14 protein-coding genes and 1 riboswitch are annotated in these 14,566 nt (G+C 73.2%); of the genes, 10 read left to right on the top strand and 4 right to left on the bottom strand.

Features of this window, described 5'->3' with window-relative positions:
• Positions 1-66 precede the first annotated feature (66 nt).
• Positions 67-681, bottom strand: coding sequence for a hypothetical protein (locus ACFCZ1_RS23000; RefSeq protein WP_376680144.1), 615 nt, complete (start codon positions 679-681; stop codon positions 67-69).
• 242 nt (positions 682-923) lie between these two features.
• Between ACFCZ1_RS23000 and ACFCZ1_RS23005 the strand changes: the two genes are divergently transcribed.
• The 6 genes from ACFCZ1_RS23005 to ACFCZ1_RS23030 all read left to right on the top strand — a co-directional run bounded on the left by ACFCZ1_RS23005 (position 924) and on the right by ACFCZ1_RS23030 (position 6,663).
• Positions 924-1,784, top strand: a complete 861-nt coding sequence (locus tag ACFCZ1_RS23005; protein ID WP_376680145.1) for a bifunctional methylenetetrahydrofolate dehydrogenase/methenyltetrahydrofolate cyclohydrolase — start codon at positions 924-926, stop codon at positions 1,782-1,784.
• Positions 1,774-2,253 (top strand): DUF3017 domain-containing protein, encoded by a 480-nt coding sequence (locus ACFCZ1_RS23010; RefSeq protein WP_376680146.1) that lies wholly within the window; start codon positions 1,774-1,776, stop codon positions 2,251-2,253. The genes ACFCZ1_RS23005 and ACFCZ1_RS23010 overlap by 11 nt, the downstream gene beginning before the upstream one ends.
• Before the next feature lie 268 nt (positions 2,254-2,521).
• Positions 2,522-3,511: a malate dehydrogenase gene (locus ACFCZ1_RS23015; protein ID WP_376680147.1), complete on the top strand. Its 990-nt coding sequence runs from the start codon at positions 2,522-2,524 to the stop codon at positions 3,509-3,511.
• A 125-nt stretch (positions 3,512-3,636) separates the two neighbouring features.
• A complete protein-coding gene (locus ACFCZ1_RS23020) occupies positions 3,637-5,388 on the top strand; it encodes a hypothetical protein (RefSeq protein ID WP_376680148.1) in 1,752 nt (583 codons plus the stop codon).
• Positions 5,378-5,755, top strand: a complete 378-nt coding sequence (locus tag ACFCZ1_RS23025) for a hypothetical protein (RefSeq protein WP_376680149.1) — start codon at positions 5,378-5,380, stop codon at positions 5,753-5,755. Before ACFCZ1_RS23020 ends, ACFCZ1_RS23025 begins: the two co-directional genes overlap by 11 nt.
• Before the next feature lie 308 nt (positions 5,756-6,063).
• Positions 6,064-6,663, top strand: coding sequence for a hypothetical protein (locus ACFCZ1_RS23030; RefSeq protein WP_376680150.1), 600 nt, complete (start codon positions 6,064-6,066; stop codon positions 6,661-6,663).
• Here the strand turns inward: ACFCZ1_RS23030 and ACFCZ1_RS23035 are convergent, their stop codons facing one another.
• Positions 6,664-7,176 carry a carboxymuconolactone decarboxylase family protein gene (locus tag ACFCZ1_RS23035; protein ID WP_376680151.1) on the bottom strand — a complete coding sequence of 171 codons (513 nt, stop codon included), beginning with the start codon at positions 7,174-7,176 and terminating at the stop codon, positions 6,664-6,666.
• Positions 7,177-7,223: 47 nt separating this feature from the next.
• Here ACFCZ1_RS23035 and ACFCZ1_RS23040 point away from each other — a divergent pair, with 47 nt between their 5' ends.
• On the top strand, positions 7,224-8,621 hold the full coding sequence (locus ACFCZ1_RS23040) for a PLP-dependent aminotransferase family protein (protein WP_376680152.1): 1,398 nt from the start codon (positions 7,224-7,226) through the stop codon (positions 8,619-8,621).
• A 141-nt stretch (positions 8,622-8,762) separates the two neighbouring features.
• On the opposite strand, the gene ACFCZ1_RS23045 is transcribed toward ACFCZ1_RS23040, so the two are convergent.
• Entirely contained in the window at positions 8,763-9,608 is an 846-nt protein-coding gene (locus ACFCZ1_RS23045) for a hypothetical protein (protein WP_376680246.1), read from the bottom strand.
• Positions 9,609-9,719: 111 nt separating this feature from the next.
• Here ACFCZ1_RS23045 and ACFCZ1_RS23050 point away from each other — a divergent pair, with 111 nt between their 5' ends.
• A complete protein-coding gene (locus tag ACFCZ1_RS23050) occupies positions 9,720-10,037 on the top strand; it encodes a hypothetical protein (protein WP_376680153.1) in 318 nt (105 codons plus the stop codon).
• A gap of 8 nt (positions 10,038-10,045) precedes the next feature.
• On the top strand, positions 10,046-11,248 hold the full coding sequence (locus tag ACFCZ1_RS23055; RefSeq protein WP_376680154.1) for a glutathionylspermidine synthase family protein: 1,203 nt from the start codon (positions 10,046-10,048) through the stop codon (positions 11,246-11,248).
• A gap of 24 nt (positions 11,249-11,272) precedes the next feature.
• On the opposite strand, the gene rocD is transcribed toward ACFCZ1_RS23055, so the two are convergent.
• Positions 11,273-12,475 (bottom strand): ornithine--oxo-acid transaminase, encoded by a 1,203-nt coding sequence (gene rocD, locus ACFCZ1_RS23060; RefSeq protein WP_376680155.1) that lies wholly within the window; start codon positions 12,473-12,475, stop codon positions 11,273-11,275.
• A gap of 109 nt (positions 12,476-12,584) precedes the next feature.
• Positions 12,585-12,675, top strand: a riboswitch (ZMP/ZTP riboswitch).
• A gap of 34 nt (positions 12,676-12,709) precedes the next feature.
• Here rocD and glyA point away from each other — a divergent pair.
• Positions 12,710-13,975: a serine hydroxymethyltransferase gene (gene glyA / locus ACFCZ1_RS23065; RefSeq protein WP_376680156.1), complete on the top strand. Its 1,266-nt coding sequence runs from the start codon at positions 12,710-12,712 to the stop codon at positions 13,973-13,975.
• The last annotated feature ends 591 nt before the right edge of the window (positions 13,976-14,566 follow it).

A 14,566-nucleotide genomic window follows, 5' to 3' on the forward strand; every position in this document is an offset into this window, starting at 1 on the left:
GACCCGCACTGCTGCGGGTCGCGGCCTTCGCCGTATGCGTCGGCGTGTCGTGCCGTCGTACGAGGATCAGAAGCGCGGGCGCTTGAACCAGGCGGCGCCGGGGGCGGTGACCATCGCGGCGAGGATCAGGGCGCCGATGGCCAGGCTGATGACACCGCCGGCGGCACCCTGGCCGCCGTTGGCGGAGGTGTTGGCGAAGTTGAAGAAGCTGCCGAGGATGGACAGCGAGGCGTAGACGATCGTCGTGATGCGCACGCCGTTGCCGCCCTTGGCGAACTTGGCGCCGAGGACGATGGCCAGCACGCCGATGGCGATCAGGAAGAGGCCGAGGGCGATCACCACGCCGCCGGCCACGGTGCCGGCGGTGCCGGTGTCCGTGGAGGACAGCGCGGCGCCGCCGAGCAGCGCGACCAGGCCGATGATGAGCTGCAGGCCGCCGACGACGAAGAGGAGGACTCGGGCGGTCTTGACCAGACCCGGCATCTCCATCGGCATGCCCGGGTAGCCGCCGGGGCCGCCGGGGTAGCCCGGGTAGCCCTGCGGGGCCTGCTGCTGCGGGTAGGCGTAGCCGCCCTGCGGCGGGACGCCCTGGGGTGCCTGCTGCGGGTAGCCGTAGCCCGGCTGGCCCTGCGGGGCCTGGGGCTGCTGTCCGTACGGGTTGTTCGGGTCGCCGAAGCTCATCTGGGGTGTTCCTCCGTGGAAGTGCGGGGACGCACGGCACGCGCGGAGGAAAGCTTTGTTCTACCGTCCGCCCCCCGGCACTGCCCGCGGCACTCTTTTCCGGTCATCGTCGTCCGAGACGACTGAACTTGTCCAGCCGGTTCCCGCGCGGTGGGGGAATCGTTGCGCAAGTGCGTCGAACCGCGCGCGTCCGTGAACGCCTTGACTGGAACCGGGGGCACTCCATCCGGGAGGATGGGTACATGACCGCCCAGATTCTCGATGGCAAGGCCACGGCAGCCGCGATCAAGTCCGAACTGACCGCCCGTGTGGCGGCCCTGAAGGCCCGGGGCATCACCCCCGGCCTCGGCACCCTGCTGGTCGGTGACGATCCGGGCAGCCGCTGGTACGTCAACGGCAAGCACAAGGACTGCGCCGAGGTCGGCATCGCCTCCATCCAGCGCGAACTGCCCGGGACGGCCTCCCAGGAGGACATCGAGGAGGTCGTGCGGGAGCTCAACGCCAATCCGCAGTGCACGGGCTACATCGTCCAACTGCCGCTCCCCAAGGGCATCGACACCAACCGGGTCCTGGAGCTGATGGACCCGTTGAAGGACGCCGACGGCCTGCACCCCATGTCGCTCGGCCGGCTGGTCCTGAACGAGCCGGGCCCGCTGCCCTGCACCCCGTACGGGATCGTCGAACTGCTGCGCCACCACGGCGTCGGGATCAACGGGGCGCACGTCGTCGTCCTCGGCCGCGGCATCACCGTCGGGCGCTCGATCGGCCTGCTGCTGACCCGCAAGTCCGAGAACGCCACCGTGACGCTCTGCCACACCGGTACCCGCGACCTCTCGGGGCTGCTGCGCCAGGCGGACATCATCGTGGCCGCGGCCGGCGTCCCGCACCTGGTCAAGCCGGAGGACGTGAAGCCGGGCGCGGCCGTGCTCGACGTGGGCGTCAGCCGCGACGGGAGCGGCAAGATCGTCGGCGACGTGCACCCCGGTGTCGCCGAGGTGGCCGGCTGGATCTCCCCGAACCCGGGCGGTGTCGGCCCGATGACCCGGGCCCAGTTGCTCGTCAATGTCGTCGAGGCGGCGGAGCGGAGCAGCAGTGCGGGCTGAGCGGGCTGAGCGGGGCGAGCGGGCTGAGCGGGGCGAGCAGGCCGACGAGAGCGCCGCGACGGCCGAAACATCCAGGTCCCGCCGCTTCCCGTCCGTCACCCGGGACACCGCCCGCCCCGAGGGCAGCGGCCGTGCCGTCCCCGGGGCCGTGTCCACGTCCGCCCGTCAGTGGCCGATGCTCAGCGTGCTCACCGCGACCGCGGCGGGGCTGCTGGCCACGGCGACAGGGCATCCGCGGGTCGGCTGCCTGGTCATCGGCCTGGCCCTGATCGCGGCCTCGGTGCTGCGGCGCGTACTGCCCTCGGTGGGCATGCTCGCGGTGCGCTCCCGGTTCACGGACATGGTCACGTACGGGGTCCTGGGCGTGGCGATCACGCTGCTCGCGCTGGTGATGCAGCCCAGCCCGCCCGGCAAGCCGTGGCTGGAGGTCCCGTTCCTGGAGACGGCGGTCCGCTTCACCGTGCGCTGACCTCGTGCTGACCTCGCGCTGATTTCGCGCGGGCCGTCCGGGGCCGTCCGCGGGCCGTCCGCGGACCTCCGTGGGCCCTCCGCCGACCGGCGGGGTGGCCGGAACCCGGCCGGATCCACCTGGTGGACCAGCCCCCATGGAGACCGGCCGCCCCGGGGTCCGATAGCCTGACGGCGGATGTCTCTTCACGTCAAGATTTACTGGGGAGCGGCGTCCTCCAGCACATGGGGCGGACGCCCCGACCGCCAGCTGTCTAACGGAGAAGGCCATGACCCGCACTCCCGTGAATGTCACCGTCACCGGCGCCGCAGGCCAGATCGGCTACGCGCTGCTCTTCCGCATCGCGTCCGGCCACCTGCTCGGCGCGGACGTGCCGGTCAAGCTCCGTCTTCTGGAGATCCCCCAGGGCATGAAGGCCGCCGAGGGCACCGCCATGGAGCTCGACGACTGCGCCTTCCCGCTGCTCAAGGGCATCGACATCTTCGACGACCCGAACCAGGGCTTCGAGGGTGCGAACGTCGCGCTGCTCGTTGGCGCCCGCCCGCGTACCAAGGGCATGGAGCGCGGCGACCTGCTCTCCGCCAACGGCGGCATCTTCAAGCCGCAGGGCAAGGCCATCAACGACCACGCCGCGGACGACATCAAGGTCCTGGTCGTGGGCAACCCGGCCAACACCAACGCGCTCATCGCGCAGGCCGCCGCCCCGGACGTACCGGCCGAGCGCTTCACCGCGATGACCCGCCTGGACCACAACCGCGCCATCTCGCAGCTCGCGCAGAAGGCCGGCGCCGACGTCTCCGACATCAAGCGCCTGACCATCTGGGGCAACCACTCGGCCACCCAGTACCCGGACATCTTCCACGCGGAGATCGCCGGCAAGAACGCCGCCGAGGTCGTCAGCGACGAGCTGTGGCTCGCCAAAACCTTCATCCCGACCGTCGCCAAGCGCGGCGCCGCGATCATCGAGGCCCGTGGCGCGTCCTCGGCCGCGTCGGCCGCCAACGCCGCCATCGACCACGTGCACACCTGGGTCAACGGCACCGCCGCGGGCGACTGGACCTCGATGGGCATCCCGTCGGACGGCTCCTACGGCGTCCCCGAGGGCATCATCTCCTCCTTCCCCGTCACCACCAAGGACGGCAAGTACGAGATCGTCCAGGGCCTGGACATCAACGAGTTCTCCCGCGCCCGCATCGACGCCTCCGTGCAGGAGCTCGTCGAGGAGCGCGACGCGGTCCGTGAGCTCGGCCTCATCTGATCCCCGCTCCACCGCTTGAGAAAGGCCCCGGCGCCCAGCGCGCCGGGGCCTTTTGGCGTGATCCGCCCTGTCCTGGATCCCCTGGGCCCCGTACGTTGTGCCTCCTCACACCGGAGGGGGATTCGGTGAGCGGAAGACCGGACGTCAGGGCGCCCGTGAGCCCGTCGCAGACGGAGGCCGGACGGCTGCTGTGCGCCGGTGTCTATCTCGACGCCGCGTACCGCGAACGGGTGATCGACGAGCTGTACGTCCACGAGGAGCGCTTCACCGCGCCCTCCTACGGATTCGACGCCGCTCGCGTCCTCGCCCACGCCCTGCGGGCCCGGCGCATCGAAATGGCGTGGGCGGCGGCGGTGGTGGCGGTCTGGGTCCTGGGGCTGCTGCTGCTCCAGACCTCCATCGTCTTCCTCATCGTCCCCGCGCTCCTGCTCAGCGGCGCCGGGCAGATCAGGCGGTACCGCGACCGGACCGGCCGCGGCAGCCGGATCGTCGAGTACGTCCTGCGCGGGTACGCCGTCTGGATGCTCGGCAACGTCCTGTGGGGGGTGGCCGCCGGGTTCGCCGACGGCCGCGTGAGCCCACTGCGCTTCTCGCAGGCGGATTACTTCTTCCCGTACCTCGGCCAGGTGATCGCGCGGGACCCGCTCGGCATCTTCCTGGAGTGGCCGCGGATGGGCCGCTACCACGGGGAGGCCTATTCGTGGGTCGCCGTACTCGTCTTCCTGCTGCTCACGACCGTCGCCGGGCTGCAGCGCGGCTACGTCGCCCGCGTCCTGCACCTCACGCTCGACCGGCAGGCGTACGCCGCCGGGGCGGGGGACCTGGTGGTGACGGGCCGGCGGTTCGGGCGGGCCCGTGCCCGGATCCAGCGGATCCAGCACGCGCCCCTGGTCCTGTACGACGTGGACAATCCGTTCTGCGGCGCGGGCCGGGCACACCTGCCGTGGCAGCTGTCCGTCGAACTGCGCCCGCGCGGAGACGGCGAGGCGGACGAGCTGGACAACGCGCAGATCGTGGACCGGATCCGGCCACGGCTGGAGGCCCTGCGCATCCCTTCGCCGCACGGCTCCCCGGAGGCGGAGGCCTCCGTGCTGGACCGGCTGCGCGAACTGGTCATCGACGAGTGCGTGTTCCTGCCGGCCGACGGGCTGCCCCACGTCGACTCCCTGGACCTGTCGGCGGAGGCGTTCGCCGAGCACCGCGCCGCCGCCGTCGAGGAGGGCGGCGAGCGCCGCCGCCACTTCCTGCGCGTACGGATCGGCGGCTGGGACGAGAACCTCGTCGTCACCGTCTTCATACGCGTCCACACGCAGGGCGGCATGCTGATGCTGGAAGTGGCGCCGCACGTGCTGCTGCCCGTCCGGCCGGACTTCCAGCGGGCCGACGACACCGCCCAGCGGCAGCGGCGCAACACCACCTTCGCCAAGGTGGTCTGGGCGGTCGTGAACGGCGCGGGCGCGCTCGGTCCGGCGCTGCTCACCCTGGTGCGCGCGCTGCGCACCCTGTGGCGGATGGCCACCGCGGGGCACGGCGTGGCGATCCCGGCCGGACCGGCCGTGTCCGTGCGTGAACTCGCGGCGCAGAGCGACGCCTCGCTGTTCCAGCTGATGGACCTGGACCGGTACCTGAAGACGGTCCAGGACCGGATCGTCGGCGGGGTGACCCTGGCGCTGCACGAGGCGGGGTGGCACACCGAGGAGTTCGCGGAGCGGGCGGTCAACGTCGCCGAGGGCGCGGTCTTCATCCAGTCGGTGCGCGACAGCGCCTTCGGGATCGGCGGCGAGAGCCACAACCACGTCACCCGCCAGGGCTCGGACCCGGACAAGGGCAAGGACAAGCGCACGGGCTCGGGCAGGAGGAGGAACGGTGGCAGCTAGCGGCGGAGAACAGCCGGCGGTGCGGATCGGCGACGTCCACGGCAGCAGCTTCAGCATCGGCGGCACCCACAACACCAACAGCATCGTCCACCACGGCGGTACGGAGGCCGCGGCGCCCGGCGCCGAGGAACTCCTGGAGGCCGTACGGGAGCTGCGCGCGGCCCTCGTACGGCTGCCCCGCAGCCCCGAACGGGCGGCACTGGACGGCGAACTGGACGAGGTGGCGGAGGAGCTGGAGGCGGGCGGGGAGGTCCGCCCCGGTCTGCCGGCCAGGCTGCGCGGGGCGCTGGAGCGGTGGGCCCCGCTGGTGGACTCCGTGAGCGCGGCGACCGCCCTGGCCGCCCTGCTGACGTCGCTGGGAGGCTGAGCGTGGCCACGGGGGAGGGTGGCGTCCGCTGGAATCCGCGGTCGCAGCGGTGGGAGCGGACCGGGCCGGCGGAGCCGGCGGAGCGGACCGGGCCGACGGAACAGGCCCGGCCGAGCCCGGCCCCGGGCCAAGCGCCGAGCCCGGCCCCGGGCCAAGCGCCGGACCAAGCCCCGAGCCCTGCTCCCGGCCCGGCGCAGTGGCCGCCGGCCCCGCCCGGGTACCCGCCGGGGCTCCCGTCCGCCCCCGGGTGGCCCGCGCAGGGCCCGGCGGCGCAGCCCCCCGCGTGGCGCCGACGGACCCCGGTGGCGGTGACCCTCGGCGTGGCCCTGGCATGCGCGGCCGCCGTGGCCGGGTGGCTGTACCTGGGCCACCAGGGCCCCGGCTCCGGTCAGGGCGGCCCGGGCGCCTCCGGCACCGGGACCCCGACCGCCACCGCCGGGCCGGCTTCCACCTCGGCCCCGTCCACCGTGCCGCCCGGATACGCGTGGGTGCGCGAGACGGCGGCCGGCTTCTCGGCCGCGGTTCCCTCGGGCTGGTGGGCCGACCGCAGCGACCCGGGCGCCGGCACGGTGTACCGGTCGGGCGACGGCAGCGCGCTGCTCCAGGTCTTCCGGGCCACCCAGGACGCCATGACGGCCTGCGAGGTGCTCGTTGACTCCACGAAGGAGCTGGCCGCGAGACCCGGCTACCGGGAGATCTCCCGCGCCCCCGTGGACGGTTCCGGCTGCGAGCTGGTCTTCGAGTACGCCGATCCGGCCTCGTCCGCCCCGCCCGGCCGCGCGGTCGAACGTCTCCTCGTCGCCGCCGACCGCAGCCGGTGGGTGATCATGGTCACCGGCCCCGACGGCGACCTGTCGCCGGTCCGCGCGCACCTCACGGCGGTCGTCCAGTCCTTCCGGCCGGTCTGATCAGACCTTGGCGTACATGCCGGGCGTGTAATGCCCGGGAACCATACGGGTGGTGACGCCGATGCGGTTCCAGACGTTGATCGTCGAGATGACGGCGATCAGCTGGGCCAGCTCGCGCTCCTCGAACTGCTTCGCGGCCTTCTCGTACACCTCGTCGGGCACGCAGCCTCCCCCAGACTTCGTCCGGGAGGTGCCCCCGGTCAGGACGGTGACCGCCTCGGTGAACTCGATCGCGGCGAGCTCCTTCTCGGTGTAGAAGTGCCGCGACTCCTCCCACGCGGTGAGCTGCACGATCCGCTCGACGCTCTCGCCGGCCGCGATCGCGTCCTTGGAGTGCATGTCCAGACAGAAGGCGCACTGGTTGAGCTGCGAGGCCCGGATCTTGACGAGTTCGACCAGGGCCGGGTCCAGCCCCCTCTTGGCGGCGATCTCCAGTGCCAGGACCGCCTTGTAGACCTCGGGGGCGACCTTCGCCATGTTCATACGGGGCGTGTGCTCGTGTGCGTGCGTCATGTGATCAACCGTAGGAGGCGGACGGCCCACCGATATGGTCCATATCCATGACGGAATCCTGGGCCACTTTCGGTGCCGACCTGCATCTGGACCTCGCCGCCGGACACGGGCTGCGGGCCGGGCTCGTCGAGGCGCTGCGCGAGGCCGCGCGCAGCGGCCGGCTGGCCGCCGGGACCCGGCTGCCGTCCTCCCGCTCGCTCGCCGTCGACCTGGGGATCGCCCGGAACACCGTCGCCGAGGCCTACGCCGAGCTCGTCGCCGAGGGCTGGCTGACGGCCCGCCAGGGCTCCGGCACCCGGGTCGCGGAACGGGCCCGGCCGCGCCGGGTCCCCGCCGCGGCCGCCCCCGTACGGCGACCCGCGCGCCGGGGGCCCTCGTACAGCCTGCGGCCGGGCTCCCCGGACGTCGGCGCCTTCCCGCGGGCGGCCTGGCTGTCGGCGGCCCGGCGGGCGCTGACGGCCGCCCCGAACGAGGCCTTCGGGTACGGGAGCGACGGCCGCGGCCGGCCCGAGCTGCGCGAGGCGCTGACCGGGTACCTGGCGCGGGCGCGCGGGGTGTACGCGCACCCGGACCGGATCGTGCTGTGCGCCGGCTTCGCGCACGGGATCACCCTGCTGGCACGGGTGTTGCGGGCGCGGCGGGTACGGGAGGTGGCGGTGGAGGGGTACGGCCTGGACATCCACCGGAACCTGCTCACGCGGGCCGGGCTGCGGACGCGGCCGCTGGGCGTGGACGGGGAAGGGGCCCGTACGGGGGAACTGGGTGCGGGGCCCGGCGCGGTGCTGCTGACCCCGGCGCACCAGTTCCCGACGGGGGCCGCCCTGACCCCGGCCCGCAGGGCGGCGGCGGTGGACTGGGCCCGCACCACCGGCGGGCTGATCCTGGAGGACGACTACGACGGGGAGTTCCGCTACGACCGCCAGCCGGTCGGCGCCCTGCAGGGGCTGGACCCGGACCGGGTGGTGTACCTCGGCACGGCCAGCAAGTCGATGGCGCCGGGGCTGCGCATGGGCTGGCTGGTGGTCCCGCCGGGGCTGGTGGACGAGGTCCTGGCCGTCAAGGGCATCAGCGACTGGACCTCCAGCGCGCTGGACCAGCTGACGCTGGCGGAGTTCATCACCTCCGGGGCGTACGACCGCCACGTGCGCGGCATGCGCCTGCGGTACCGGCGCCGCCGGGACGAACTGGTGGCGGCGGTGGCCGGCCGGGTCGGCGTCTGCGGGATCGCGGCGGGCCTGCACGCGGTCCTCGACCTCCCGGCGGGGACGGAGCGCGCGGTGCTCCAGTCGGCGGCCTGGCAGGACCTGGCCCTGGACGGCCTGTCCGGCTTCCGCCACCCGCAGGCGGTGCTCCCGCCGCGCGACGCGCTGGTCGTCGGCTACGGAACCCCGTCGGACAGTGCGTGGGCCCCGGCCCTGGCGGCCCTGTCGGCTGCCCTCCCGTAGCCACGACCCCCACCGGAGCCCCGGTCGCCGCGCGGGCGGTGGCCGGTGTCTCCGGTGTCTCCGGTGTTTCAGGTGTCTTCGGTGTCTCCGGCGTGCCGCGGGCGGGTCGGCCCCGGGCGGAGCGGCCGAAGAGGCCGGTGATCACGCGGGACGAGTCGCCGGCTCCGGCGCGGGCTCCGGTGGCTCTCCGAAGCGGGCCAGGGCAAGGGCTCCCGCCACCGCCACCACGAAGCCCGTCACCGCCAGCCAGGCCAGGCCCTCCCGGGGACGGTCGCCGAGCCAGACCACCCCCACCACCGCCGGCCCGATCGTCTCGCCGAGGACCAGGCCGGCCGTCGCCACCGTCACCGAGCCGCGCTGGAGGGCGGAGGTGAGCAGCAGGAACGCCGCGCCCCCGCCCAGCAGGAGCGCGTACAGGGCGGGATTGCGCAGCTCGGCCGGCGAGAAGCCGTCGATCAGCCTGACCGCCACCTCCACCACGCCGAAGCCTGTCCCCGCGGCCAGACCCAGCACCAGCGCCCGAGGCCCGTCCGGGAGCCGGCCCGCGACCGCCCCGACCAGCAGCACCAGCCCCGCCACGGCCAGCAGCCCCAGTTTCAGCGCGAGCGACCCCTCGCCCGAGCCCTCCTCCCCGGAGGCCAGCCCCAGCATCAGCAGCCCGGCGCACACCACCCCCACCGCGCCCCACTCCGTCCGGGACAGCCGCACCCGCATCAGCCGCGCCGCGACCACCGCCGTCACGGCCAGGCTCGCGGCGAGCGCGGCCCCCACCACGTAGATCGGGATGTGGCGCAGCGCGATGATCTGGAGTACGAAGCCCACCGCGTCCAGGCCGAGACCGGCCAGATATCGCCACTGCCGGACCGCCCGCATCATCAGCGCCGGGTCCACCCCGGACCCCGTCCCCGGCTCCACGGCCCGCGACGCCATGGCCTGCAGAACGGACGCCGTGCCGAAGCAGACTGCCGCACCCAGCGCGCAAATCATCCCAATGAGCACGAACTGACCTTAGGTCACGGATCTCACGACGGCCGGATTCCGTCGGCCCGGGCCCCCGCTCTAGTCTGTCGGGAGCACGCCATCAGGGGAGCAGCAGACATGGACAGCAGCAGTAGCACCAACCAGCGCCGGATGCGCTCCGGCGCCGTCGTCCTCGGCGGCATGGGCCTGCTCGCGGCCACGCTCGTGGCCTGCGGCAACAGCAACGAGCCGGACCGGCGCTGCGTCGACCGGACCACGCTGGACAAGCTGGACGACAAGCACTGCAAGGGCGGCAGCAGTAGTAGCAGCCGCGGCACGTACTACTACGGCGGCTCCGTCCGCAACGGCAAGGTCTCCGGCGGCAGCTTCGACAAGTCCGCCGTCACCCGCGGCGGCATCGGCGGCCACAGCGGCTCCGGCTCCAGCGGCGGCTGAGCGCCCCCGTGAAGCGGCACACCATCGAGCCCCGCCCCGACTGGCAGAAGACCGTCGAGGAGCAGGGGCTGATCTACCCCCTCACCCGGTACCCCGACGACTCCCTGCGCCCCTACTGGGACGAGAGCGCCTACTACTCCTTCTCCCTTCCCGAGGTCGAGGCGCTGGAGAACGTCGTCGAGGAACTGCACGCCATGTGCCTGGCCGCGGCCGCGCACATCGTCGAGCACGAACGCTTCGCCGACCTCGGCATCACCGACCCGGAGCTCGCCGCGCGGATCGCCGAGTCCTGGCGCCGCCGCGCCGAACAGCCGTCCCTCTACGGCCGTTTCGACCTGCGCTACGACGGCACCGGCAGCCCGGCCAAGATGCTGGAGTACAACGCCGACACCCCCACCTCCCTCGTGGAGGCGGCCAGCCCGCAGTGGTTCTGGATGGAGGAGCGCTTCCCGGGCGCCGACCAGTGGAACTCCCTGCACGAGCGCCTCGTCGACGCCTGGCGCCGGCAGGACGAGCTGCTCCCGCCGGGCCCGCTGCACTTCGCGCACTCCGAGACCGACGAGCTCGGCGAGGACCTGATGACGGTCGCCTACCTCCGGGAGACCGCGGAGCAGGCCGGCCTGGACACCCAGGCCCTGTCCGTGGAGCGGATCGGCTGGGACAGCCTGTCCGGCCGGTTCGTGGACGAGAAGCTGCGCTTCATCCGCTCCTGCTTCAAGCTCTACCCGTGGGAGTGGCTGGCCACCGACGAGTTCGGCCCCCAGGTCCTCGGCACGTACGACCACGGCGGCGGCTCCGGCACCACCTGCTGGATAGAACCGCTGTGGAAGATGCTGCTGTCCAACAAGGCCCTGCTGGCGATCCTGTGGGAGCTCTTCCCGGAGCACCCGAACCTGCTGCCCGCCTACCTCGACGGCCCGCGCGAGCTGGCGGAGCCCGGTGCCGAGGGCTACGTGGCCAAGCCGCTGCTGGGCCGCGAGGGCGCCGGAGTCACCCTCCACCCGGCGGACGGCACCGGCGAGCCGTTCGCACCGGCGGAGGGGGAGCGGTACTGCTTCCAGGCCCTGGCCCCGCTGCCCGACTTCGACGGCAACCGCGTGGTGCTCGGCGCGTGGGTCGTCGAGGACGAGGCGGCGGGGCTCGGCATCCGCGAATCGGCGGGGCCGGTCACGGACGAGTACGCCCGCTTCCTGCCCCACGTGATCCTTTAGCGGACGACAGGGACTGGGCGCGGGCTAGGCGAGGAGGGACCTGAGCTGGTCCAGGCCCCAGTCCAGGTCCTCCTTGCTGATCACCAGCGGCGGGGCGATGCGGATCGTGGACCCGTGGGTGTCCTTCACCAGGACGCCCAGCTCCATCAGCTTCTCGGAGATCTCCCGTCCGGTCCCGCGCGACGGCTCGATGTCCACGCCCGCCCACAGCCCGCGCCCGCGCACGGCGGTCACCGCGCCCCCGCCGACCAGCAGGTTCAGCTCCCGGTGCAGGTGGTCGCCGAGCTCGGTGGCGCGCTGCTGGTACTCGCCCGTCCTGAGCATCGCCACGACCTCCAGGCCGACGGCGCACGCGAGCGGGTTCCCGCCGAAGGTGGACCCGTGCTCGCCGGGCCGGAACACCCCGAGGACGTCCCGGTCGGCGACGACGGCCGAGACCGGCACCACCCCGCCGCCCAGCGCCTTGCCGAGGACGTACACGTCGGGGACCACGCCCTCGTGGTCGCACGCGAAGGTCCTGCCGGTCCGGCCCAGCCCCGACTGGATCTCGTCCGCCATGAAGAGGACGTTCCGCTCGCGCGTCAGCTCCCGTACGCCCTTCAGGTATCCGGCCGGCGGCACCAGCACCCCCGCCTCGCCCTGGATCGGCTCCAGCAGGACGGCCACGGTGTGCGCGGTAACCGCCGACTCCAGCGCGGTCAGGTCGCCGTACGGGACGATCTCGAAGCCCGGGGTGTACGGGCCGTAGTGGTCGCGCGCCTCGTGGTCCGTGGAGAAGGAGACGATCGTCGTCGTGCGGCCGTGGAAGTTGTTCGCCGCGACCACGATCTTCGCGTGGCCGTCCGGTACGCCCTTGACCTCGTAGCCCCACTTGCGGGCGGTCTTCACGGCCGTCTCCACGGCCTCCGCGCCCGTGTTCATGGGCAGCACCATCTCCTTGCCGCACAGCGCGGCGAGCTCGGTGCAGAAGTCGGCGAACCGGTCGTGGTAGAAGGCGCGCGAGGTCAGCGTGACCCGGTCCAGCTGCGCGCGGGCGGCGTCGAGCAGACGGCGGTTGCCGTGCCCGAAGTTGAGCGCCGAGTAGCCGGCGAGCATGTCCAGGTACCGGCGGCCCTCCACGTCGGTCATCCAGGCGCCTTCCGCGGTGGCGACGACCACGGGCAGCGGATGGTAGTTGTGCGCACTGTGCGCTTCGGCGGAGCGGATGGCATCAGCAGTTGTCGACACGGGGTCTCCGATCGTCCGTCAGGCCTGTGACGAGGGTGGCGTCACTGTCCATCCTCGCTCGCAGAGCGGACGGAGAAACCTTATCCGTGGCGCGCCCGCTAAGGTGTGCCCTACGCACGGCGACTGGCGTACGGAGAACCAACTCCGGGGGAGTCGTGCGCGCTGGACCGCACACAGGGCCGCTCGCCTGGGCCTCGCGGGGTACCGATCACATCGACCCCGGAGGAGCCCGCCGTGTCCGCGAGCCGCCATCCCGCCCTTTCCGCGACCGACCCCGAACTGGCGTCCTTCGTCGCGGCGGAGGAAACACTGCAGGCCCAGACCCTGCGCCTGATCCCCAGTGAGAACTACGTGTCCGCCGCCGTGCTCGAAGCCTCCGGCACGGTGCTGCAGAACAAGTACAGCGAGGGCTACCCCGGCCGCCGCTACTACGAGGGCCAGCAGAACATCGACCGCGTCGAGGCCCTCGCCGTCGAGCGGGCCAAGGGCCTGTTCGGCGTGGACCACGCCAACGTCCAGCCGTACTCCGGCTCCCCGGCGAACCTGGCCGTCTACCTGGCCTTCGCGAAGCCGGGCGACACGGTGATGGGCATGGCCCTGCCGATGGGCGGGCACCTGACCCACGGCTGGGGCGTCTCGGCGACGGGGTCGTGGTTCCGGGGCGTGCAGTACGGCGTCCGCGCGGACACCGGCCTCATCGACTACGACGCGGTGCGCGACCTGGCCCTGGCGGAACGGCCCAAGCTGATCTTCTGCGGCGGCACCGCGCTGCCGCGCACGATCGACTTCGCGGCGTTCGCGTCGATCGCCCAGGAGGCGGGCTCGGTCCTCGTCGCGGACGTGGCGCACATCGCGGGCCTGATCGCCGGTGGGGCGCACCCGTCCCCGGCGGGGCACGTGGACGTGATCTCCACGACCACGCACAAGACGCTGCGCGGTCCGCGCGGCGCGATGCTGATGTGCCGCGAGGAGCACGCGAAGGCCATCGACAAGGCCGTCTTCCCCGGCCTCCAGGGCGGGCCGCACAACCAGACGACGGCCGGTATCGCGGTGGCGCTGCACGAGGCGGCGCAGCCGTCGTTCGTCTCGTACGCCCACGCGGTCGTCGCCAACGCGAAGGCGCTGGCCGCGGCGCTGCTGGAGCGGGGCTTCGACCTGGTCTCGGGCGGTACGGACAACCACCTGATCCTGATCGACCTGACGGGCAAGGACGTGCCGGGCAAGGTCGCGGCGAAGGCCCTGGACCGGGCGGGGATCGTGGTGAACTACAACACGGTGCCGTTCGACCCGCGCAAGCCGTTCGACCCGTCGGGGATCCGGATCGGCACGCCGTCCCTGACGTCACGGGGGCTGGGGGCCGAGCACATGCCGCTGGTGGCGGAGTGGATCTCGCGGGCGGTCGACGCCGCCGCCAAGTCCGACGAGGCGGCGCTGGCCGCCGTCCGCGCGGAGGTCACTGCCCTGATGTCGGCCTTCCCTGCTCCGGGCCTCCCGCTGTAGCGCGGCCCGCGCCGGCACCCGGGGCGGCGCGCCGCCGCCCCGGGCTCCAGCCCCGGCCCCCGCGCCTCAAGCGCCGGCGGGGCTGGTGGACCCGGGGCTCCACCCCCAGAACCGCCCCGAGCCTGGTCTGGGGGCTCGGAGGTTCGATCGCCGGCGGGGCTGGAGGAGCCGGGGTCTTCGCCCCGGAGCTGCTCCCAGCCTGCGTCCGGGGGACTCCGAGGCTCGACCGCCGACAGTGCGGTGGACCCGGGACTTCGTCCCGGAACTGCCCCGAGCTGTGTCCGGGGGCCCGGAGCTTCGACCGGCTACGGGGCTGGACGACCTGGGGCTCCGCTCCGGAACTGCCCCGAGCCCGCGTCCGGGGGCCCCGAGGGCCCAGAACCGCCCCCAGACTCCGTCCGGGGCGCGTGCTGTGCGCGGCGCGGGCCGGGAAGCCGGGCCGCTTTGGCGTCGTCGACCCGGACGGGCGCCGGAATCGGTACGGGCCTGCACGCCGCCGTTCCCTCGGCTACCGGGGTCGCAGTCCGAGGTGGCGAGGTCCTCGTACCGCGCTACGCCGCCACCTCCGGTGGTGCGGAGCCGCGAGGCGCC

It is taken from the genome of Streptomyces sp. NPDC056224, from assembly GCF_042267665.1.
GTDB lineage: Bacteria > Actinomycetota > Actinomycetes > Streptomycetales > Streptomycetaceae > Streptomyces.

What these genes read in the sequence shown, in the direction of transcription:
- ACFCZ1_RS23000 (WP_376680144.1), bottom strand. Translation starts at nt 681, where the DNA reads ATGAGCTTCGGCGACCCGAACAACCCGTACGGACAGCAGCCCCAGGCC.
- ACFCZ1_RS23005 (WP_376680145.1), top strand. Translation starts at nt 924, where the DNA reads ATGACCGCCCAGATTCTCGATGGCAAGGCCACGGCAGCCGCGATCAAG.
- ACFCZ1_RS23015 (WP_376680147.1), top strand. Translation starts at nt 2,522, where the DNA reads ATGACCCGCACTCCCGTGAATGTCACCGTCACCGGCGCCGCAGGCCAG.
- ACFCZ1_RS23035 (WP_376680151.1), bottom strand. Translation starts at nt 7,176, where the DNA reads ATGACGCACGCACACGAGCACACGCCCCGTATGAACATGGCGAAGGTC.
- ACFCZ1_RS23040 (WP_376680152.1), top strand. Translation starts at nt 7,224, where the DNA reads ATGACGGAATCCTGGGCCACTTTCGGTGCCGACCTGCATCTGGACCTC.
- ACFCZ1_RS23045 (WP_376680246.1), bottom strand. Translation starts at nt 9,608, where the DNA reads ATGATTTGCGCGCTGGGTGCGGCAGTCTGCTTCGGCACGGCGTCCGTT.
- ACFCZ1_RS23050 (WP_376680153.1), top strand. Translation starts at nt 9,720, where the DNA reads ATGGACAGCAGCAGTAGCACCAACCAGCGCCGGATGCGCTCCGGCGCC.